The organism is Corynebacterium sp. Marseille-P3884 (assembly GCF_017942225.1).
In the GTDB taxonomy this organism is placed as follows: domain Bacteria; phylum Actinomycetota; class Actinomycetes; order Mycobacteriales; family Mycobacteriaceae; genus Corynebacterium.
Genome location: NZ_JAGKSD010000010.1, coordinates 30,971 through 52,266 on the forward strand (window position 1 = coordinate 30,971; position 21,296 = coordinate 52,266).

Sequence of the window (21,296 nt, forward strand, 5' to 3'; positions counted from 1 at the left end):
TGATAACCATTCTCACATTAGGTTAGCCTTACCTATCATCTGGATCAAGTCCCGTCTCGTACGTTTGATGGACATTGCTGAAACCGAGATCGCGCAAAACCAGCACACCATTGATTGGCGCGTGGACGAAGATCAAGGATGGGCGTAAGAATCCGCAGGTGTTGTTAACAATCTTCTCGGTGAATCAGCCTGTAAATCCGGGGAGTCCCCGTAACTCAGGGGACGATCACCATCGCGCCGGAGTGGGAGCAGAAGGCTTCTCCGGATAAGCGCTCTGGTAATGGCCCGAAACCGAAGGTGCGTCCTGAGCACCCTTCCGTCGTCTTCGCGGCGCACGTGGAAACCACTGCGGGCCTCGAGTTGCCTGCCGACTTTATTTCCCAGCTGGCCAGCGTCGCTCACGAGGTCGACGGCACCGTCGCGCGGTTCGCCGCGGCGCTGGACCGGGTCTAGCCGGGCCGGGTGTAGCCGGGGGTGGTGGATCTAGATTGCGTAATTGCCGCGGGAACCAAATCTGACCTGGGGTTTTAGGTCCGAGGCCGCGGCCGGGTTGAATCTAGATCCACTCGTCCTCGAGCGCGGGGATGACGTGCCCGATCAGCTCGTCGATCTGCTCCTCGGCGGAACGCTTACTGGAGCGGAAATTGACCATGACGTGGCTAATGCCCACATCGCGCTGCGAGCGCAGCAGCTGGACCAGGGCGTTGCGGCCGAGACGGTAGCCGAAGCTACCGCCGCTGGCGGGGGCGTCCGGGTCCTCGTGCAGGTCGAGCCACAACGATTCGGCGAAGGGCTTGAACGCCGCCGGGGTCCCGGCCACACCTTCGCGGGTGGCCCAGTCGGCCACCGCGGCGTTCCAGTTGCGCACGTTCTGGCGCTGAACCTCCAAGCCCTTGTGGTACATCAGCCAGCCGTGCGCGTGCTCGGCACGCCACTCGAGGGTCTGCTGGCAGGAACCGGTGGCGAGCAGAGGCACCTCGCGGGCCTGGGGTTTGGGCACGACATCGGCTCCACCCATCTTTCCGCCGGACCAGCGGATGGGGGTGTGGGAGGTGTGGGTGGCTCGTCGATAAGTGTCGATTCTTTCGCGGAACTCTTCGTCGCGCTTGCCTTTGTCCTGGCCGAACGCAGGGAACTCCTCGGGGCGATCGCCCGTGGCCACGCCGAAGAGGAAGCGGCCACCGCTGAGCCGGTCGATGGTGCCTGCGCGCTTGGCCATGAGCAGCGGGTGCTGGAACGGCACGACGATCGCCGCGGTGCCCAGGGCGATGGTCTCCGTGTGCGCGGCGAGATAGCTCAGATACATCCACGGGTCGTAGACCTGGCCGACATCGCCGAAGGTTTCGACGCGGAGCGGAATGTCGCGCACCCAGATCGCGGCCACTCCCCCGGCCTCCGCTTTGCGGATGAGGCGCAGCTGGTTGTCCAGACTGTCGACGGGGTTCTCCTCCGCGTCCTCCTCAATGGGGAGGGTCAGGCCGACTGTGAGTTCGCCCGGCTTGAAGGTCTGCTGGAAGCCGGGAAGCTCCCAGTGTGGGGTATCGGAAAGCGAAAACAGCGGGTTCATGCCGCCAGCCTAGAGCACCGCCCAGCCGACAAGCGCCGCGCCGATGACCACGGCCCACGGCGGAACCTTCCAGGAAGTCAGCGCCGCAAAGCAGACCACAGCGATGGACAGCGTGGCCACCCCCGTGACCCCGGCAGTGAAGACCGGGGTGTACAGCGCGGCGCCGAGAATGCCCACCACCGCGGCATTGGCACCAGCCAGGGCGGCACCTGCGCGCGGCATCTGGCGGATGCGTTCCCAGAACGGCATGGCCCCGAGGACCAGCAGCGCGGCGGGCAGGAAGATCGCGATGGTCGCAATTGTCGCGCCGAGCGCCCAGTTGATGCCTTGCGCGCTGGTACCGAGGAAGGACGCGAACGTGAACAGCGGGCCTGGCATCGCCTGCGCTGCGCCGTAGCCTGCGAGGAAGGTGTCATGGTCAACAAGCCCCGGGCCCACTGTGACCGTCTCGAGCAGCGGGAGCACCACGTGGCCGCCGCCGAACACAAGCGCGCCGGCGCGGTAGAACGTGTCGAAGATGTCCGCGCCCGTCGTGCCGATCAGCTTTGCCACCAGCGGCAGAACGAACAGCAGCGCGAAGAACAGCACGAGACAGACGATGCCGAGCGTGCGTGAACCGCTCTCCGCCTGCGGCTCGTCGTCCTCGTCCTTCTTGTCGCGCAGGAACGCCAGACCAGCCACAATGCCGATCACAATCGCGCCGACCTGGATCAGCGGATGCGGCACCAGCAGCACGAGCACGAGCGCCGCCACCGCGATCGCGGCGTGAATCTTGCCAGTGACCAGGTTCTTCGCCATCCCATAGACTGCCTGCGCGACGACCGCGACAGCCGCAGCCTTCAGGCCGAGAAGCCAACCAGCCTCGCTAATATCACCCAACTGCGCCACGCCGAGTGCGAATGCCACCATGACAAGGACCGACGGCAATGTGAAGCCGACCCACGCCAAGAACATGCCCAGATATCCGGCGCGCTGCAGGCCGATCGCCATGCCCACCTGGCTCGACGCCGGTCCCGGCAGGAATTGGCACAGCGCCACGAGGTCGGCGTACTGCTTGTCGCTAAACCACTTCCGCTTCTCCACGAATTCATCGCGGAAGTACCCCAGGTGTGCCGTCGGCCCGCCAAAGGACGTGCAGCCGAGGCGCAGGAAGATCTGGAAGACCTCCCATGGGGACTGTCTATTGAGGTCAGCGCGGGAAGTGGACATGGTCTCAATGTTTACCAGAGCAAACATCTCCCGTCGCGCTAGTCTTTCAACCATGGACCGGGCCGCAACGAGGAGCTACTACGCACAATCGCTTATCGACGATTGCCCCTGCCCCTACTGCCCCTTCTTCCGCGAGAGGGTCGCAGCCGCACACCCTGAACTCGCGGAGCAGCTCAGCGTACTGGGGATCGAGATCTCGAAGCCGTTCGACCTGCCTCTCCCCCACGAGGAAGACGGCGTGAGCCACTACGACTACGCCACCTACATCGTCATGGGCACCTGGACCGACGCCGATGCTGCTGCGGTGACTGCCTGCGAGCTGGAGACGACTGACTCGCACCCGCGCACGGGCATCGTCAATGAACGGATGCTGGTACACAGACCACCACGCAGCCCCGGTGACGATCTCGGGCACCTGCACCACCCCGAGCAGCGGCGGTAGGTGCACTGCCTCGCTGGTGAGGTACGTAGCTGTCTCGTCGAAGACCGGCTGTGCAATGTCATCGCTGATCATGTACGCGATAACAGCGTCGAGGTCGAGGTGGTGGACCCACGCTGCGAACCGCTCGCGGCTCTCGGTGAGCTTCTCCACGGCTTCGTCCAGGTCGAACCGTGCGACCGGGCCGAGGCGGATGGTGTCGGCGCCCTCGTCGTCGACGAAGAACGCGAGGATCAGCGAGTTGTTCGGGTAAAACCCGAGGATGCCGGGGAGGTTCGCGAGGATCTCGCCGTGGGATGCGAGCGTGTGGGAATGGGTGGACATGGCAGTGCTCCTTTGCACGAATACGGGGTGTACGTGGTCAATCCCGTATTCGGTCCGGCTCTGCCGGTCGCGCCCTGCCACGGCACCACCGCACCTGAAGCGTGCTGAGCGTCGCTAGCGCAGCCTGATGCTTGGCTTACCGGGTGCGAGCGCTAGCGACGCAGCCTGTGCCTAAGTGTCGGCGTCAATGCGCTTGAGAGCGCGATAGATCGTCGGCCGCGAGACGTTGCATATCCGGAGAATGTGCGTGGTGAGCTTCGGGTGGTAGTCAGCTTCGATGAAGGCGGGCCCGACCCCCGGATAGTAGACACGGAGGATTTAATCAGGAAGCAGATTTCAGGATAACAGAACCGCGCTCCTCAAACACCGCAGGGGCGAGATATTTACACCAGGAATGCCGACGCACCGTGTTGTAACGGGTACACCAGCGGAAAACATCTCGGCGGCAGATCAACTGGTTCATGAATGTCTTGGAATCCTGAAGGACCTCCCGCTTCATCGCGGCATTGAACAACTCCGCCAAGGCGTTATCCGCACTGGTACCGATTGATCCCATCGACTGCCTGATCCCTAATTCCTTACAGGTGTTCTGGAATGCGTGCGCGGTGTAAACGCTGCCGTGATCCGAGTGAAAAATCGCCCCAGTCAGGCTTCCACGCTGGCCTTTGGCCATGAGCAGTGCGTCTTGGACCAGGCTGGTGCGCATGTGATCCGCGATGGAAAAGCCGATCAACCGGCGGGAATAGCAATCAATGACCGTCGCCAGGCACATATTCGACCCATCCGCAATCGGCAGGTACGTAATATCCCCAACGTAGAGCTGGTTCGGCTTGTCAGCGGTGAACTTCCGGCCCACCAGATCAGGGAACACCGGCTTCTTATGATCCGACACGGTGGTGATGACCTTGCGTTTCTTGGTGTAACCATACAATTTGAGCTCACGCATTACCCGCGCAACTCGCTTGTGGTTCATCGGTTCATGACCGGTGCTGTTGCAAAGTTGGGGCAGTAGAAAGACCGGCGTGAAATAATCACGGCCATGGACATCTTCTCCGGTCGGCATTTCCCCCGTGAAATCATCCTGTGGGCGGTGCGGTGGTACTGCCGCTACGGCGTGAGCTACCGCGATCTCGAAGAGATGATGACCGAGCGGGGTGTTTAAGTCGGTCACACCACAGTGAGCCAAGCCAGGCTATAATGCAAACCTATTGGTGTTATAATACAAATGTATTGGTAAGGTGATAGCTCATGGCCCTGGTCGGGAAAAGGGTCCTGAAGGTGGCGGGACTTATCGTGACGGCAATCGTTGCACTTGCGGCAGCCGGTGCTGGCGGTTGGGCATGGTACACAACCACGTATCACTCGCGTCTTGTGAGATCCCTGGAAAAGGCTGGCTATCAAGAGCACCGGGTGAGCGTGGATCATGTGAAGCTCAATGTAGGGGTAAGCGAGCCAAGGGACGGTTCCCCTATTGTCCTTATCCATGGTCAAGCGAGCGGATGGCGCCAGTACGGTTACGCTTTACGTGACCTCAGCAAGGACCGCCAAGTGTATGCCATCGACGTTCCAGGGCATGGCAAGTCTGATCGCCTTGAATCTTATCGAGCGGTGGAGGTCGCAGACGTCCTATCTCGTTATATAGAGACAATTGGCCAACCCGTCGTATTAAGTGGGCATTCGTCTGGGGGTCAATTGGCCGCGTTGATTGCTGCGCGTCATCCAGAACTGGTTAGCTTCCTGGTGTTAGAAGATCCGCCGCTATTTGCCACAGAGCTGCCTGAGGCGCGCAATACGTGGAATTATCAGGACCTAGCTGTCAGCACTCATGAGTTCTTGTCTTCAGGAGAGACCGACTGGCAGGCTTATCAGTGGCGCAGCCAAAAAATGTGGCAATACTTTGGGGACTCTGCTCAGGGGTTCATCGGTGATGGACTCGCATATCACTCTCGGCATCCGGGCGCCCCGATAGCTCTGTGGACCATGCCTCCCGAGATGAATGAGGCACAGGTGTACATCATGGATTATGACCCAGCGTTTGGTGATGCCTTCTTTACGGGTCTTTGGAACGAAGGGTTTGATCAAGAAGCAACACTTGCGGCGATTCAAGCGCCAGTTACCTATATTCATTGTCAAGCGCGATACGACGGGGAAGTCCTTCAAGCTGCGGCCAGTGATGAGGACGCCGCCAGGGCCATGGATTCTCTTCCCGCCGGTGCCGTTAAAGTCGAGGCTGACTCGGGCCACAACTTCCATGTAGAAAAGCGCAAGGAGTTCGTAGAAATTCTGCTGGCCGGCGTAGGTTAATCCGCGTGCGCTTCTCCTGAGTTGGATCATTTTAGTGCGGAAGTCAGGGTTCGGTGATGGCGTGGACGAGGTTTTGCACTTCGGCTGGTAGTGGCGTGGCCGCGTGGATTGTTGTGTCTTCGACTCTGAGTTCAAAACTGCGATACTTTTTGAAAGTTCGCACGAGTCGTTTAATGCTTCGTCCGGTTGCTGATTCCATCATTCGACTTACTGCGAGTGTTGCCATGACGATATTGAGGTGCGCATTAATCGAGCCCTCGGTTCGGGCATAAATTGGTCGCGCCTTGAGATCGGATTTCGACATCCGATTGCCCGCGTGTTCGCTCGTGACTACCTGGACAGCTGTAGCCCCAGAAGCAGTCGTCACAGTGCGGATAGACGGGCTCACAAAAGATCACACTACCGTCCGCCCCACACCCCACCCCTTAGTGCGGAAAAATACCCAACCCCAACACCAAACCAGCAGGTGTACGCGTCAAGAGTTAAGTCGGTCACACCACAGTGAGCCAAGTCAGGTGCACTTTCATCTCTCGACATGCGAGAGGACGCGAGTCGTGTAATACTCATCTCGAACGCCACGGTTGAGCGGTGTCCCCCCCGACACACAGACAGATCTCCCCCGAACTGTCGGCTCCCGTGGCATTCCTCGTTGCAATCGCCCTCGCATACAACCGCGAAACCCGCACCGCTTTGCTGGAGCGCTGATGCCTCATCGGGTGCAGGATTCTGACCCTAGTGCACCACGTAGTGCACCAAATGGCGATCCGAGCACAAAATAAAGAAGGCCCCTACCAGCATTGAACTGCTCCCCATTAGTTGGACTGAGAAATCAGTTACCGACTAGTGGGGAGTAGTTTTCATTGAGAGCACGAAGTTCGCTAAGTGAATATCAGCGCGAGCAGTTAGTGGAGTGTTTCGAGCAGGGAATGGGGAGCCAAGCTGCTGCGAAGGTCGTTGGAGTTTCGAGAGATGTGACGCGCAAACTTTATCGGCGGTTTCAGCTGCATGGCAGGCTATGTCTTGTGGAGAAGCCGACAAAGCAGCAGTACTCGTTCGAAATCAAAAAGGAAGTTGTCCAACGCCACCTGGCCGGCGAGACAAAGATGGATCTTGCGCGTGAGTTTGGCCTGTCGTCAGATCAGCTGGTCAGTTATTGGTCGCGGCAATGGCGTAACGGTGGCGATGTCGCGTTGAAGCCGAAGCCGAAGGGCAGACCCAAAGGCTCGTCTACACCGAAGCGGCTTACAGAAGAAGAGATGCTGCGCCGTCAGATCGCGCGGTTGGAAGCGGAGAACGCTTATTTAAAAAAATTGCGGGACTTGAGGAATCAGGGACGCGCCTGAAAGTCCAGGCGATTGTCATCCTCAAGTCGCACCACCGCCTGGAACACCTGCTAGAGGCAGCAGGTATCCCACGGTCGACGTTCTTCTACCACCAGAAACGCCTCGGCCAGCCAGATAAGCACGCCGAGCTCAAAGACGCGATCCGGGCAAGTTTTGAACGTAACAAGCATCGCTACGGCTACCGGCGGGTGCTGCTGGACCTGCGTAACCAGGGGTGGGTGGTCAACCACAAACTCGTCTACAAACTCATGCGTGAGATGGGCGTTCGAGCCAAGATCCGCCAACGTAGACCTTATGTTTCCTACGCTGGGACGATCAGCCACATCGCTGACAACAAGCTCGACCGCAAGTTCACCCCAAATAAGCCAAACACCGTCTTTGTCAGCGACGTCACCGAGTTCAGGGTCGCAGGCCGCAAGGTCTACCTGTCACCGGTGATGGACCTGTTCGACCGTTCAATCGTTGCCCACACCGTTGCCACATCGCCGTCGACAGCGTTTACCGCCGATTCTTTGTCCAAGGCAATCGCGACGTGTGCACCTGAACCCGGGTGGATGATGCACACCGACCAAGGCTTCCAGTACCAGCATGCCTCCTGGCGTGACCTGATCGGCGACAACGGTGGTGTGCAGTCTATGTCGCGTAAAGCCAACTGTTACGACAACGCGGTCATGGAGAACTTCTTTGGACACTTGAAGACAGAGATGTACCACGGTGAAGTCTTCGACACGGTCGCAGAGTTCAACCAAGCGATCGACGAGTACATCGGGTGGTACAACACCGAACGCATCCAACAACGACTCAAGGGCCTGACCCCGATGCAATATCGGAATCAGACCCTTGAAGCCCTAACCGCCTAGAATTAAACCAGTCCAACTTTCGGGGGCCAGTTCACATTTGCACTGGTAGGGGCCTTATCTTAGTAGCGGGGGCTGGATTCGAACCAACGACCTCTGGGTTATGAGCCCAGCGAGCTACCGAGCTGCTCCACCCCGCGTCGGGCGACTACTCGCCTGCTGCCGTGATCGGCAACGGCGTTAACTATACGCACGACACCATAAAAGGCCAAATCCCCTGGCCAGACAGATTCCGGCCAGGGGATTGTTCACCCTTTGTTCACCGTGGGACTACTGGATGTTCTGGTAGTTCTCCACGGCGCGGTCGAGCTTGTCCAGGGCACGGCCGTATTCCTCGAAGGAGCCGTCGCGGGCATCCTCGATACCGCGGAGGGCGTCGTCGATGTCCTTGAGGGCGCTGTCCTTGTCGCCGCCGGACGGGGCGTCGTCAGGCTTGTTCTCGTCGGCGGGTTGCTCCTCGCCGTCTTGCGGCTCGGCCTCGGTGTCGGGAACGCCTTCGCCGGCGATGCTGATGTCCTGGGCTTCCTTAGCGTCGATGCCGACCTGGCTTAGGGCCTGGGAGACGGTCGGGGCGTAACCCACGCGGTCCTTGTAGAAGACCAGCACGCGAAGCAGCTTCGGGAAGGCGGATGCCTGGTCCTTGCGCTGCGAGTAGATCGGTTCAACGTAGAGGATCTCGCCGTCGCCGACCGGGAGAGTCAGCAGGTTGCCGTTCTTCAGGGTGTTGGACCCCTCCCACAGGGTGCGGTCGCGGGCGACTTGGTCGGACGACATCAGGGCGTCCTGGGCCTGCTTCGGACCGCGGGTCTGCGTATTGGTCGGCAGAACGCGGACGGTGATGTGGCCGAAGTTCTCCGGGTCGGAGGACACAGCCATGTGGGCGGCGAGGAACTCGCGGTCCAGGCCGCGGTACGGGGTGATGAGCTGGAAGGACGGGTTCTTCGTCTTAGGGTCAGCTGCCACGACGTAGTACGGCGGCTGGTTCAGCTCGTTGCGGCCTTCCGGTGCGGTCGGATCGTTCGGGACGGACCAGAAGGCGTCGTTGTTGAAGAAAACGCCCGGGTCGGACACGTGGTAGCGGGCCAGCAGCTCACGCTGAACCTTGAACAGATCCTCCGGGTAACGGAGGTGCTCGCGAAGGTCCTCGGAGATCTCCGACGACGGGTGGACGGTGTCCGGGAAGACACCCATCCACGCCTTGAGAACGGGGTCCTCCTCGTCGAAGGCGTAGAGGTCCACGCTTCCGTCGTAGGCGTCGACGGTGGCCTTGACGGAGTTGCGGATGTAGCCGACCTCGTTGTTGACCAGACGCTGGTCAGTACCCTCCGGGTTCAGTGCGTCCACCGTGGTGGACTGCAAGGAGGTGCGGGTGGAATACGGCAGCGCCGACAGCGTGGTGTAGCCGTCGACGACCCACTTGATGCGGCCGTCGATAACTGCGGGGTAGGTCTGCTGGTCGGTGGTGAGCCACGGCGCGACGCGCTCCACGCGCTCACGCGGGTCGCGGTCGTAGAGGATGCGGGAATTATCACCGACGCGGTCGGACAGGATGAGGTTAAGCTCCTGGTACTTGATCGCGTAGGCGACGCGGTCGATCCAGTTGCCGATGCCGACGCCGCCCTCACCGTCATAGGTGAACTGGGTGCCGTCGGTGTCGTACTCGAGCGGGCCCTGGCCCACGTCGCCGACAACGGCATAGTCGAGGCCGTCCTCGGCGGAAGAGATGACCGGGCCGTAGTACACGCGCGGCTGGTCCACACGGATGCCCAAGTCCTCAGCGTCCTTCTTCTCCGCGGCGTTCTCGTTGGCCTGCAGGTCGGAGACGGTGAAGACAGGGAGGCCGCCGCGGGTGGAGCCGGCATCCTGGGCTGCTTCGTCGACAATGCTTGCCTGCGCGGCGACGAAGCCGTTGCCGTGGGTGTACACGGTGTGGCGGTTCAGCCAGTCCTTCTGGTTTTCCTGCAGGGCGTTCGGATCGAGCTCGCGGGCGGCCACGACATAGTCGCGCAGTTCGCCGTCGACGGTGTAGCGGTCCATGGCCAGGCTGTCCGGGAAGCCGTAGAAGTTCTTCAGCTGCTGGTTCTGGGTGAAGGTCGGACCGAGGATGTCCGGGTCGAGCAGGCGGATATTCGAAATGGTGGCGGACTCGTTGCCGACCTCGCTGTCGTCGGTCTTCTCCGCGCCCCAGTTGTTTTCGTAAGTGACCTTGTCGTCGGTAAGCCCGTATGCCTCACGGGTGGCCTCGATATTGCGGGCGATGTACTCGGACTCGCGTTCCTGGCGGTTCGGGTTGACGGAGAACTGCTGAAGCAGAGCCGGCCACGCCTGGCCGATGACCAAGGAGGACAACACCATCAGCACGGTCGCCATGACGGGAACACGCAGGTCCCTGAACACGACGGACGCGAAGAATGCGGCAGCGACCAAGATCGCGATGACCATGAGGATGATGCGTGCCGGAAGCTGTGCATTGATATCGGTGTAGGAGGCACCGGTGAAAATATCGTTGCGGTCGAACAGGAGGCTGTAGCGCTGCAGCCAGTAATCGAGCGCCTTGACCAGCATCCACAGACCAGCCGTGACGGCGAGCTGGATCAGCGCCGGACGGGAAATATGGCCCTTGGTGCCTGCGGCCTGACTGGCAATACGAATGCCGCCGAGCAGGTAGTGGCCGACCAGGCCGACCAGGAAGGCGACGACCAGCAGCATCGACAGCACGCTGACGATCGTGGTGAGCGCCGGCAGAGCGAAAGCGTAGAAGCCGAGGTCGCGACCGAACTGCGCGTCGGTGGAACCGAATTGGCCACCATTGAGCCACAGCATGAAGGTGCGCCACGTGCTCTGGCCGAGAAGACCGGACACCAGACCAACGGCGAGCGGCACCCATCGCAGCAGCGGGCGAAGACCGGACTGGATGGCGGCACGGTTGACCGTCATCGGCGAATTCGGGTCGCCCAAGAAATCGTCATCACGCTCGCGTCCGCGCCATGCGAAAAAAGCTGCGGCCCACGTGATCGCGGCGCCGACCAGGCCGAAGATCACAAACAGCGCGACGCGCGCCAGGATGGTCTTTGTGAACACCCCGCGGTAGTCCAACTCACCGAACCAGCGGAAGTCGGTGTACACACCGACCAGCATCGGAACGAGGAAGAGCACCAGGGCGATGAGCCCGAGGATGATCGCGAGTCTATTCGAGGACTTCCCCGGCTTTGGGCGGGGGCGGTTGAGGCGCGTGGCCAAAATCCAGCTCCTTATCAGGCTTGTGGCATTCTATTAAGCTCTAACACTAAATTGTTCAACGCCTAAAAGACCAGAAGGGTTCCCTCTTGCCCCAGTTACAACGCCCCCAGCAGGCTCTGAACAAGGCCATGATGGAAGCTGTTGAATTCGTCCACGCCGAAGGGTGGGATGCCTCCCCTACCCTCTTCGCGCTGGTGCCCACGGAATTGGTGGCGGATCAGCTCGCCTCGTTGGAGGAGGAAACAGCATCGCCGCTGACGCTGATCGTGCAAGAGGATATGCCGGAGCATATTCAACCGGGCTCGGATGAATTGGGGGATTACCTCACCCGTTTGGTGTGGCCCGCGGAGATCGAGGGGCTCGTGCTCGCCCAGGAGATCATGTTCAAAGACACCGCTGACGCTTCAGCAGATTCCGCGCGCCCGGCGCGGTTGTTCTCCGGTGTGCTGCGCGAGGAAGGCATCGAGCAGACCTTGCTGCAGTTGCGCCCGACAGAGGAGGAATTGGAGGAAGCAGGCCCCTTCGCGCAAGATGAGATTCAGTTGCGCGGCGGCCCAGGCGTCGCACCCGCCGTTCTGGGCGCGCTGCGCTACAGCTTGGACAACGAGGAAATAGACTAGAGCACGTCGATCAAAGGAGTCCGCTGCCGTGCTGTCCCCCACGCTCACCCGCCGCACGTTCGCCCGCCGCGCGTGCATCCCCGCCGCGCTCGTGCTCGCTCTCGGGCTGTCCGCCTGCTCGTCGAATGAGGAAGAACCCGCCGAGCCGACCACGGAATCGTCAGAGGCACCCGAAACGACAGAATCCACGAGCAGCGAAGAGGACTCGGAAACGACGACAACCTCGACGACATCGCCCGCGGCAGAAACCAGCAGCAAGGGCCGTTGGATGAACGGCGGCGGCAGCGCGGACAAGCTCGAGGAAGTCCGCGAGACGTTCGCGTCGCTCGCGCCAGAATCGCTTTTCGACGCCTTGGAGACCTGCACCGAAACAAGCCTTCGCAGCTCGTATGACTGCAGCGGTAAAGAAATCGGCCAGTTCCAGTTCTTCGAATCCGAAGCCATGGCGAAGGACACCGCGAATGTCTTGGAGGGGCTGAAGAGCTCCACCATCGTCGAGGAGACCGAAAACCAGCTCGTTGGCTGGAGCATGATCGGCCGCACAGCCGTCATCACCGTCGTCAATGTTGAAGAGGGCAAGGTCCTCCAGCAGATGATGTCGTCCGAGATGGAGGACCCGCGCGACCGGATCTACGAGCTCGGCCTCGCCGAGAAGGGCGCGGACGAGTCCGAAACTGCCCCCTCCTCTGCTGCCAAGGAATTATCGGAGAAAACAAGCTAGTCACCGTTGCGGACCGATGTCCAAAGCCTGTCGACCGGCAGCACGTGCAGCCGGTCTTCATAGGTGTATGACCTCGGCCCGGTTGTGAACACCACACCAGCGACAAACCTGTCGCCCGTCAGATCTCGCAGCTGCTGGAGTCCCTTGAAATCAGATCCGGGTGCACGCTCGTTGGCTTTGACCTCGAAGGCGAGAATGCTTCCATCCGGACGCTCCATGACCAAATCGACCTCGACACCGTCGCTTGTGCGCCAGTGGCCGAGAGTCGCCCCTTCTTCCAACCACGACGCTTGTTTCCGCAACTCGCCGACAACGAAAGTCTCAAGAAGATGCCCGAAGCTACTCAAAGACTGAGGGTCTAGTCCGGTGAGCTTTGCCGGCGTCAGCTGAAGCAACCGAGCAGCGACTCCTGAATCGACGACGTGGATCTTAGGAGCGCTAGTCACTCGACTCCGTAGAGTCTTTCCCCAGGCGCCAAGCCGGGAGACGAGGAAGAGGTCTTCCAGTAAGCGAAGGTGTGATTCTACCGTTTTACGATCGACCCCCATCTGCTGAGCAGCCGAGGTGATATTCAGCAATTGCCCTGTCTGCGAGGTCAGGTAGCGCAGGAAATCACCAAGCGCTTGCCTATCGCGGATGCGACTCAGTTCAGTCGCATCCCGCTCCACACTGGTGTGCACGAAATCGTCGAACCAACGGCCACGCGCCGAGGCTGACCGCCGCAATGCCAGTGGCATTCCCCCGGCGCAAACACGCTCCACGTATTCCGAGCGCAACGTATCCGAGGTGAGCACCGACTGCACGGCATCTTCGGGATTTTCCCACAGACATTCGAGCAGATCCTCTCTGACGCCGGCGATCTCACCCTGCGACAACGGCCAAATCGTTATCGGATGAATTCGTCCGGTCAAAGCCTGCGCCGTCTGAGGCAAGGCATCGTGCCGTGTCGACCCTGTGACCACAGCGGTGCCTGGCTGACTCCCTTCTTCATTCAAGCGCGCTTTGATCGCGTCGAGAATTGCCGGGAGCTTTTGATATTCGTCGACACAGAGCGGTGTTCCCGCTTTCGCAGTCGCGGAGAGATTACCCCTCACTGCTTCCAGCACATTGATGTCGTCGAGATCGAGGAGCTCACCTTTGGCTTCACGGCAGTAGCTTCTCAAAACAGTCGACTTTCCTACCGAACGAGGGCCGTGCAGTGCGACGACAGGCTCCTCTAGGGAAAGGCCACGCAAAAGGTCAGAAATACGGCGTGAAACTATTGTCTCGAGGCGGTCACTCATATCAGTATCCCCCTAGTGCTTTGATCTGCACCTATCATGCCATACTCCCCAATCATGAGCGGCTTAACTCCACAATCGTGAGCGGCTTAACTCCCCAATCGTGAGCGGCTTAACTCCCCAATCGTGAGCGCTCCGGCCCTACTCAGCCTCGCAGGTCTGTACTTCTTGGCCGGTGGAGAAGTCGTGCATGGCGCTGATGGCGTCGTCAAGCGTGCTTACTTTGGCAACGACCATGTCGCCGCTGTCGACCTTGCGTGCTTCGGCGCAATTCTTTTCGGGCGCGAGGAAGAGCTCGGCGCCGCCATCGCGCGCGCCCTCGATCTTGTGCGTGATGCCGCCGATGGGGCCGACGGTGCCGTCCTCCCGGATGGTGCCGGTGCCTGCAACATTGCGGCCGCCGTTGAGCTCGCCGGGCGAGAGTTTGTCGATGACGGCGAGCGAGAAGATCATGCCGGCGGACGGGCCGCCGACGTCGTTGAGGTTGTAGGTGACGTTGATGTCGCCGGCGGGTTCGGACGTCATCGTGACACCGAGCAACGGCTGTTCCTTGTCCTCCGGGTTTTCGCCGAGGGTGATCGTGGTGTCTTGCTTATCGCCGTCGCCGCGGATGAAAGTGACGGTCACGTCATCGCCCGGCTTCTTCGCGCGGACCTTGTCTTGGATCTGCTGCGGTTCGGTGACCTCCTCGCCGTCGATCGCGGTGATGGTGTCGTCGGGTTTGAGCGCATCCGCTGCGGCGGTATCGGGCAGCACGTCGTGGACGATGACCTTCGTCGGCTCACCCAGGTGCTTCATTGCGGCGACGGTCGCGGCGGCCTCGGATGCGACGAAGGAAGCCTCGTTGTGCTTGCGCATCTCCTCGTCGGTCATGTCTTTGGGGAGGATCTGGCCGATGGGCACGAGCGTGTCGTTGGAGAACAGCCAGCGGCCGATCGCCTGCCCCATCGTCATGTTGGTGCGCACGGACACGGTGGTCATATCCAGCGAGCCGGAGGTCTCGTCGACCTCGCCACCTTCGATCTCGATGACCGGGGTGCCCTCCACTTCAGCCAGGGTATTGAACGTCGGGCCGGCGCTTTCCGCAGCGTACGGCACTGTCAGCTTGACCGGCGTGCCCGGGATGCCGCCGAGCATGAGCATCAGCGCCATCACCGCGAGGGGCACGCCGCCCCAGATGGCGGCGCGGCGAGTCGAACGCTGGGCATCGGTCTGGTCTGCTGCGGGATTTTCCACGGATGTAAAGCCTACATTGTGCCCTCGTGTTCGCTGACAGCGTTCCTCCCATCGTGGACCGGCCCTGATACCCGCCGGTAGGCTTGCCACCATGGTTAACGGATTCGGGTTCTCTTTCCCCAACGACGACGATCGCGACCGCGACCGCGACCGCGATGACGACCGCGACGGCGGCCGTGATGACGGCGACGGTCGCAATGACCGCGGCGACGACCCGTTCGGCCAGTTCGGCTTCGCCTTCGGCAACGGGGGCAACGCGAATTTCAGCGGCAACCTCGGTGACATCCTCGGCCAGTTCGGCGAGATGCTCTCCGGCATGAGCCAGCAAGGCCAGCCGGGCCAGAAGGCTGAGAAGCCGAAGCGCGATCCGGTGAATTACGACGTGGCGCTGCGCACCGCGCGCCGGTCCATCAAGGAACCGAAGGGCATGACGGCAAACGACCGCACTGCGGTGACGGAATCGACCCGCTTGGCCAACTTGTGGCTCGATGATGCCTCTTCTCTGCCCGATTCCGGTGCGCGGGCAGAGGCGTGGAGCGCAGACGAGTGGCTGACAAACACCCTGCCGACCTGGAAGCGCTTGGTCAGCCCTGTCGCGGAGCACATGGACCGCGCGCAGCTGGATGCGATGCCGGAGCAGGCCCGCGAGATTTTCGGGCCGATCACGCAGATGCTCGGTCACTTCAACTCCATGAATTTCGGTGCCAAGCTGGGCCAGGCGCTCGGCGACTTGGCTAACCAGGCTCTCACCGGAAACGACTTCGGCTTGCCCGTCGCCCCGAGCGGCGTGATCGGCATCGTGCCGAAGAATATCGAGCCGATTTCCGACCAGCTGTCGGTGCCGGGCCAGGAAGTGCTCGTGTACATCTCCGCGCGCGAGGCCGCCCGCCAGCGCCTGTTCACCCACGTGCCGTGGCTGGTGGAACGCATCGTGTCCTCCGTCGAGGAGTACTCGATGGGCTTGGAGTTGGACACCTCCCACATCGAAGAGCAGCTCCGCAACCTGGACCTCGAATCGGGCGACCCGGCCAAGCTGCAGGAAGCGATGCAGGGAATGCAGGACATGGACATGTCCCCGCGCGTCACCTCGCGCAATGCCGCAGCTGCGTCCCGCTTGGAAACGCTGCTCGCGCTCGTCGAGGGCTGGGTCGAAGTGGTTGTCGAGGACGCGCTCAAAGAGCGCATTCCGTCCACGGCGGCTCTCACCGAGTCATGGGCACGCCGCCGCGCAACGGGCGGTTCAGCTGAGCATGCGTTCAACAACATCGTCGGCATCGAGCTCGGCGCGCCGAAGACCAACGAGGCCGCCGAGCTGTGGCGCCGGGCCACCACCGCCGTCGGTGTGGACCGCCGCGACAAAGTCTGGGACCACCCGGACTTCCTGCCCACGGCGGAGCACTTGGATAATCCAGCGGCCTTCATCGACACGCTTCTCGACGATGCGCCGGATGCCGATTTCGACGAGGAGATCGCCAAGCTCGAGGAGATGCTCGCCAATGAGCAGGGCCCGAGCGAGGACGAGCGCGGCAACGAGAAGGACGACGACTAGCGCGCGCCGAACCGCTGGTAGGCCTCAAGGTAGCCCTTTGCGCGCTCAGCGCGAGGGGCTCGGTCGGCCCACTGCCAAAACTCCGGTCCGTGGCCCGGAATGAAGGTGTGCACCAGCTCATGCACGACGACAGCGTCGACGACATAATCCGGCACATCGCGTAGACGGTCGCTGATCCGGATATCGCCCGTGGACACGGTGCACGATCCCCACTGGGTGTTGTGGTTGCTCGCCCACCGCACGGAACCGATGCGCGCTTTGCCGTCGAGCACCTGCGCATTCAGCTTCTTGGCGCGCGCGAGAAGTTCGTCGTCGGACACGGCATTCGAGGTAGTGCGCCGTTTCAGCTTCGCCAGAATCTCCTCGACGGCCTCGCGTTCCTCCTTCGCGCTGAAACGCGCGGGGATCCGCACTTCGATCCGCTCCCCCACGTGCCGTGCCTGCACGGTCCGTTTCCTGCGCGCCGATCGGATCACATCCACGCCTTCGGGCGGCCACGCATCACTGCCCGATGTCGACTGAAGTAGACGTTTCATAGGTGCGTCGGCTCTCGTGCAGTGGAATAGTGAGTGTCAGGGGGGAAAATCATGCGTTTAGATGATTCAACATTAGTCACGCTCGGCCACGGGGTGCACGTTGTCACGCGAGGGGACACGGCTGTGCAATTCGGCCTCGACGCGACACGCAGCGGAATCGTGGACACGCGCGTCGCACCAGCGCTCGCCATGTCGCTGCGCAGCACGAAATGGCCGCTGACAATCAAGCAATTGCAAGATCAGCTCGTGGGCGAGTGCAGCGTCGATTCCACCGCGGCACGCTCGCTTATCGACGACTTGTGTGCCTACAACATCCTCATCCCCTCAGCCCGGACCACAGTGGCGCTGCTGGGCGCCACTCCCCTGGCTCAGGAGATCAGACGGGTGCTGGAAGCTTCTGGTGCGACAGTGCGGATTCGGCTGGCGGGCGAGGACACCCGCAGCTTTCTGAACCGGATGGCCGGTGCACCGCTCATCGTGGTTGATGGCGGAGGCGAATACGTGAAGTGGAGCCGGCCCCTCAAAGAGCACCGCAACTGGGTCGTGCCGGTGTTGTCCTTCGATTCGCGGGTGATCATCGGACCTGTTGCCCGCCACCCGAGTCATGCGTGCGGCATGTGCGCGCACATGCATGTCAGCGACCGCGACGACCAATTCCGTGCGGCCGCCGATCAGTTGGAGATCCAGCCGCGAACGATCGATCCGGTCATCGCGGCTGCCGGGGCAGCAGCAGCGGCACTGACCGTGCGCAGATTGGCGGGCATCCCGGACCCGCCAGGGATTGTGGGTGAGATGCCGAGCGCCGGGTGGGCAGCGGTGGTCGACCCGCTCGGCGCGCAGACGGTGTCGCTGCTGGACATGGAGCAGCACCCGCGGTGCCCGGTGTGTATCTCCGTCGGGAGTTAGCGGTAGTCCTCGAGGACGTCTAAGAGATCGTCGCCGTACTGTTCCAGTTTCGCGGGACCGATGCCGGAGATGTCCAGCAGCTCATTCTCACTCGCGGGCATGGCTTCCACGACGGAGAGCAACGTCGCGTCGGTGAAGATCATGAACGGCGGGATCTGGGCATCGCGTGCGGTATCGAGGCGCCACTGCTTGAGCGCCAAGAACGCTGATTCGTTGTAAGTCGGCTCACAGTCCTCGTGACGGCCCAAGCTCTTCTCCGCCGGGGTGCCCAGCTGGTTGCCGCACACACGGCAGCGTTTCGCGCGCTTGAGGCGCTCGGGGGCCTGCTCGACGTCGAGCTGCGGGGCGATGCCGTCGAGGAAGCGCGAACGCTCGCGGGATGCGCGGCCGCCCTCCTGCCGGGCCAAGGACCACGACAGGTGCAGGTGCTCGCGCGCACGGGTGATGCCCACGTAGAACAGGCGGCGCTCCTCTTCGATCTGGGCGTCGCCGGCCTTGATGGCGTGCGAGATCGGCAGGGTCTTCTCCACCAGCCCGGCAAGGAAAACGGCGTCCCATTCCAGGCCTTTGGCGGCGTGGAGGCTGGCCAGAGTCACGCCGTCCACAGCTGGCGGCTGTTTCGATTCCGCACGCTGTCGCAGGGAGGCCAGCACGCCCGGCATAGAGGTGGCCTCGCCGGTACTGACAATGTCACCAATGAGCTCTACCAGTGCATTGAGCGTCTGCCAGCGCTCGCGCTGACGTGCACCCTCAGGTTCTGTCGCAGACAGCCCCAGCGGTGCGAAGGCCGCTTTCGCAACAACCACCGGGTCGTCCGGGAGATCAGTGCGGTTTACGGCGGAGACCAAGACATTGATCGCTTCACGGATCTCGGGGCGGGTGAAAAATCCTTCGCCGCCGCGGACCTGGTAGACAATCCCGGCGTCGGAAAGCGCCTGCTCGAACACGGCCGATTGCGCATTGATGCGGTAGAGCACCGCGATCTCCCTGGCGGGCGTGCCGGACGCGATGAGCTTTTTGATCTCCCCGGCGATATCGCGCGCCTCCGACGGCTCATCCGGATAGGACGCGAATGTCGGCTCCGGGCCAGGCGCACGCATGCCCTCGAGCTCGAGGCGGGTGCCCGCTTCCCTGCCGGTAGCCTTCGAGATGACCGTGTTGGCGAGCTCGGTGACCTCCGGCGTGGAGCGGTAGTCGCGCTGGAGCTTGACAACGGTGCCGTGCGGGTAGGTGCGGGAGAAATTCAGCAGGTAGTCCGGGGTCGCGCCAGTGAAGGAATAAATGGTCTGGTTCGCGTCGCCGACGACGGTGAGATCGTCTCGCTGGCCCAGCCAGCCCTCGAGCACACGTTGCTGGAGTGGCGTGACGTCCTGGTACTCGTCCACCACGAAGGTCTGGTACTGGTTGCGGAACTCCTCCGCCACCGCCGGCGCATTCTCGAGCGCTCCCGCGACATGCAAAAGCAGGTCGTCGAAATCGAGGCCCATGCCATCCGGGCTGGTCTTGGACTCCTCGTAGCGCTTGTACACCGCGGCGACCTTTTCGGCTGAGGTCGGCGGCTCGCGGTGGGTTTTCTCGATGGCCTGCGCATAGCTTTCTGGCGTGACCAGGGAGGCCTTCGCCCACTCAATCTCGCTGAGCACGTCGCGGACGAGTTCCTTGTCCGGCTCGAGTCCGACCGTGCGGGTGGCGCGAGCGACCAACGGGAATTTGTTGTCGATGAGCGTCCACGGCAGATCGCCCGCCACTTGCGGCCAGAAATAGCGCAGCTGGCGCAACGCCGCGGCGTGGAAGGTGCGGGCCTGCACTCCCCCGATTCCCATCAAGCGCAGGCGGTCGCGCATCTCGCCGGCGGCGCGGGAGGTGAACGTGACGGCGAGGACCTTCTGGGGGACGACGAAGCCCTGGTCGATCAGATGCGCGATGCGGTACGTGATGGTGCGGGTCTTGCCTGTGCCGGCACCCGCGAGAATGCACACCGGCCCACGGGGCGCAGTGGCGGCGACGCGCTGATCCTCATCGAGCTGACTGAGGTCGATCACGCTTTAATCATCCTCTTCCTCATGCCGAGCTTCGTCGAGATCGTCGGGATTCTCTGGCGCGTAACGGATATACAGCAATTTATCGCCCGGCTCGACCGTCTCCGCCTCAGGCGAATCCAGGCGGTACAGCTCACCGGAGCGGACCACGCCGAGCACGATATCGGCGAGGTGGCGCGGGTTGGCACCCACCTCATCGTCAAGGATCGGGCGCTCAGACACGGTGAAGCCAGCATTGGGGCTCAGCAGGTCTTCCATCATCTCCACCACGGTCGGCGTGTTGGTGGCGATGCCGAGGAGGCGACCCGCGGTCTCCGAAGAGATGACTACGGAATCCGCACCGGACTGCTCCAGCAGGTGCTGGTTTTCGGCCTCACGGACAGAGGCGACGATATTCACGCCCGGGTTGATCTCGCGCACGGACAGTGTGACCAGCACGGCAGTGTCGTCGGAGGACGGTGCGACCACCACGGAGCGGGCGCGGTTCACGCCGGCGATCTTCAACACATCCGACTTGGTGGCGTTGCCGTGGACGCACACCAACCCGCGGTTCTCCGCATGCACGAGAGCTTCGTTATCGCCGTCGATGACGACGATATTGGAGGGCGACGCGCCGTCGGCAAGCAATGCCTCGACAGCGGACCGGCCCTTGGTGCCGTAACCGATGATGATGGTGTGGTTGCGCACGTTCTTCCTCCACCGTTGAAGTTGCAGCGTCTTGCGGGAATCCTCCGTGAGCACGGACAGCGTCGTGCCGACGAGCAGCATCAGGAACGCTACACGCAACGGAGTGATGATGAAGATGTTGACCAGCCTGGACGTTTGCGTCACCGGAGTGATGTCGCCGTAGCCGGTGGTGGACAGCGACACCGCCGAGTAATACACGGCATCGATGAATGTCAGCGGCTCAGAATAGGCATCCTTGTCCGTCCACACGATTCCGGCGACCAGGATCATCAGGATGATCGCGTAGATAAAGCGCCTGAAGATCAGCGTCCACGGAGTCGTCCGCGCCTCCTGCGGCAGGCGGATGACGTTGATGAGCGCATGGTCGGGCAGCGCGGTGAGTTCTTCACCGCGCAATCGGCTGCGGAAGGAAATCCGCGGCTGAAACGAAAACGCCATA

Annotated in this window: 15 protein-coding genes, 1 tRNA gene and 3 pseudogenes; 8 read left to right on the top strand and 11 right to left on the bottom strand. The window is 61.9% G+C overall.

Features of this window, described 5'->3' with window-relative positions; translation table 11 throughout:
• The first annotated feature begins 297 nt into the window (after positions 1-297).
• The gene (locus tag J5Y21_RS07425; RefSeq protein WP_210574116.1) at positions 298-453 is read left to right on the top strand and encodes a hypothetical protein; all 156 of its coding nucleotides are present in this window, start codon (positions 298-300) and stop codon (positions 451-453) included.
• A 103-nt stretch (positions 454-556) separates the two neighbouring features.
• Here the strand turns inward: J5Y21_RS07425 and J5Y21_RS07430 are convergent, their stop codons facing one another.
• The 4 genes and pseudogenes from J5Y21_RS07430 to J5Y21_RS07445 form a co-directional block, all read right to left on the bottom strand.
• On the bottom strand, positions 557-1,567 hold the full coding sequence (locus tag J5Y21_RS07430) for an LLM class oxidoreductase (RefSeq protein WP_210574118.1): 1,011 nt from the start codon (positions 1,565-1,567) through the stop codon (positions 557-559).
• A 9-nt stretch (positions 1,568-1,576) separates the two neighbouring features.
• Positions 1,577-2,776, bottom strand: a complete 1,200-nt coding sequence (chrA, locus tag J5Y21_RS07435; protein WP_210574119.1) for a chromate efflux transporter — start codon at positions 2,774-2,776, stop codon at positions 1,577-1,579.
• Positions 2,777-2,822: 46 nt separating this feature from the next.
• Positions 2,823-3,539, bottom strand: coding sequence for a DUF4192 family protein (locus J5Y21_RS11710; protein ID WP_246875062.1), 717 nt, complete (start codon positions 3,537-3,539; stop codon positions 2,823-2,825).
• 322 nt (positions 3,540-3,861) lie between these two features.
• A pseudogene (locus J5Y21_RS07445) lies at positions 3,862-4,521 on the bottom strand (IS3 family transposase); the annotation flags it as partial.
• Between the two features lie 57 nt (positions 4,522-4,578).
• On the opposite strand from J5Y21_RS07445, the pseudogene J5Y21_RS07450 reads away from it, so the two are divergent.
• From J5Y21_RS07450 to J5Y21_RS07460, 3 genes and pseudogenes are all read left to right on the top strand, one after another.
• A pseudogene (locus tag J5Y21_RS07450) lies at positions 4,579-4,698 on the top strand (IS6 family transposase); the annotation flags it as partial.
• Positions 4,699-4,787: 89 nt separating this feature from the next.
• Positions 4,788-5,843: an alpha/beta hydrolase gene (locus tag J5Y21_RS07455; protein WP_095279068.1), complete on the top strand. Its 1,056-nt coding sequence runs from the start codon at positions 4,788-4,790 to the stop codon at positions 5,841-5,843.
• A 1,005-nt stretch (positions 5,844-6,848) separates the two neighbouring features.
• A pseudogene (locus tag J5Y21_RS07460) lies at positions 6,849-8,046 on the top strand (IS3 family transposase); the annotation flags it as partial.
• Positions 8,047-8,109: 63 nt separating this feature from the next.
• Here J5Y21_RS07460 and J5Y21_RS07465 read toward each other — a convergent pair.
• Positions 8,110-8,183 (bottom strand) — tRNA-Met (locus J5Y21_RS07465).
• A gap of 130 nt (positions 8,184-8,313) precedes the next feature.
• A complete protein-coding gene (locus J5Y21_RS07470; RefSeq protein ID WP_210574120.1) occupies positions 8,314-11,283 on the bottom strand; it encodes a UPF0182 family protein in 2,970 nt (989 codons plus the stop codon).
• 86 nt (positions 11,284-11,369) lie between these two features.
• Between J5Y21_RS07470 and J5Y21_RS07475 the strand changes: the two genes are divergently transcribed.
• Positions 11,370-11,903 (top strand): PPA1309 family protein, encoded by a 534-nt coding sequence (locus J5Y21_RS07475; RefSeq protein ID WP_210574121.1) that lies wholly within the window; start codon positions 11,370-11,372, stop codon positions 11,901-11,903.
• A gap of 28 nt (positions 11,904-11,931) precedes the next feature.
• Complete coding sequence (locus J5Y21_RS07480) at positions 11,932-12,624, top strand: hypothetical protein (protein ID WP_210574122.1); 693 nt, start codon at positions 11,932-11,934, stop codon at positions 12,622-12,624.
• Here the strand turns inward: J5Y21_RS07480 and J5Y21_RS07485 are convergent.
• Both J5Y21_RS07485 and J5Y21_RS07490 read right to left on the bottom strand, forming a co-directional pair.
• Positions 12,621-13,907, bottom strand: coding sequence for an ATP-binding protein (locus J5Y21_RS07485; protein WP_210574123.1), 1,287 nt, complete (start codon positions 13,905-13,907; stop codon positions 12,621-12,623). The two genes, J5Y21_RS07480 and J5Y21_RS07485, sit on opposite strands and share 4 nt — an antisense overlap.
• Before the next feature lie 138 nt (positions 13,908-14,045).
• Positions 14,046-15,140, bottom strand: a complete 1,095-nt coding sequence (locus J5Y21_RS07490) for a PDZ domain-containing protein (protein ID WP_349236967.1) — start codon at positions 15,138-15,140, stop codon at positions 14,046-14,048.
• Positions 15,141-15,231: 91 nt separating this feature from the next.
• Here J5Y21_RS07490 and J5Y21_RS07495 point away from each other — a divergent pair, with 91 nt between their 5' ends.
• Positions 15,232-16,689, top strand: a complete 1,458-nt coding sequence (locus tag J5Y21_RS07495) for a zinc-dependent metalloprotease (protein ID WP_210574127.1) — start codon at positions 15,232-15,234, stop codon at positions 16,687-16,689.
• Here the strand turns inward: J5Y21_RS07495 and J5Y21_RS07500 are convergent.
• Positions 16,686-17,225 carry a SprT-like domain-containing protein gene (locus J5Y21_RS07500; RefSeq protein WP_210574129.1) on the bottom strand — a complete coding sequence of 180 codons (540 nt, stop codon included), beginning with the start codon at positions 17,223-17,225 and terminating at the stop codon, positions 16,686-16,688. The genes J5Y21_RS07495 and J5Y21_RS07500 overlap by 4 nt on opposite strands.
• 51 nt (positions 17,226-17,276) lie before the next feature.
• On the opposite strand from J5Y21_RS07500, the gene J5Y21_RS07505 reads away from it, so the two are divergent.
• On the top strand, positions 17,277-18,131 hold the full coding sequence (locus J5Y21_RS07505; RefSeq protein ID WP_210574131.1) for a hypothetical protein: 855 nt from the start codon (positions 17,277-17,279) through the stop codon (positions 18,129-18,131).
• Here J5Y21_RS07505 and J5Y21_RS07510 read toward each other — a convergent pair.
• Entirely contained in the window at positions 18,128-20,173 is a 2,046-nt protein-coding gene (locus tag J5Y21_RS07510) for an ATP-dependent DNA helicase UvrD2 (RefSeq protein WP_210574133.1), read from the bottom strand. The two genes, J5Y21_RS07505 and J5Y21_RS07510, sit on opposite strands and share 4 nt — an antisense overlap.
• Positions 20,174-20,176: 3 nt before the next feature.
• Positions 20,177-21,295 (bottom strand): potassium channel family protein, encoded by a 1,119-nt coding sequence (locus tag J5Y21_RS07515; protein ID WP_210574134.1) that lies wholly within the window; start codon positions 21,293-21,295, stop codon positions 20,177-20,179.
• Between the last annotated feature and the right edge of the window lies 1 nt (position 21,296).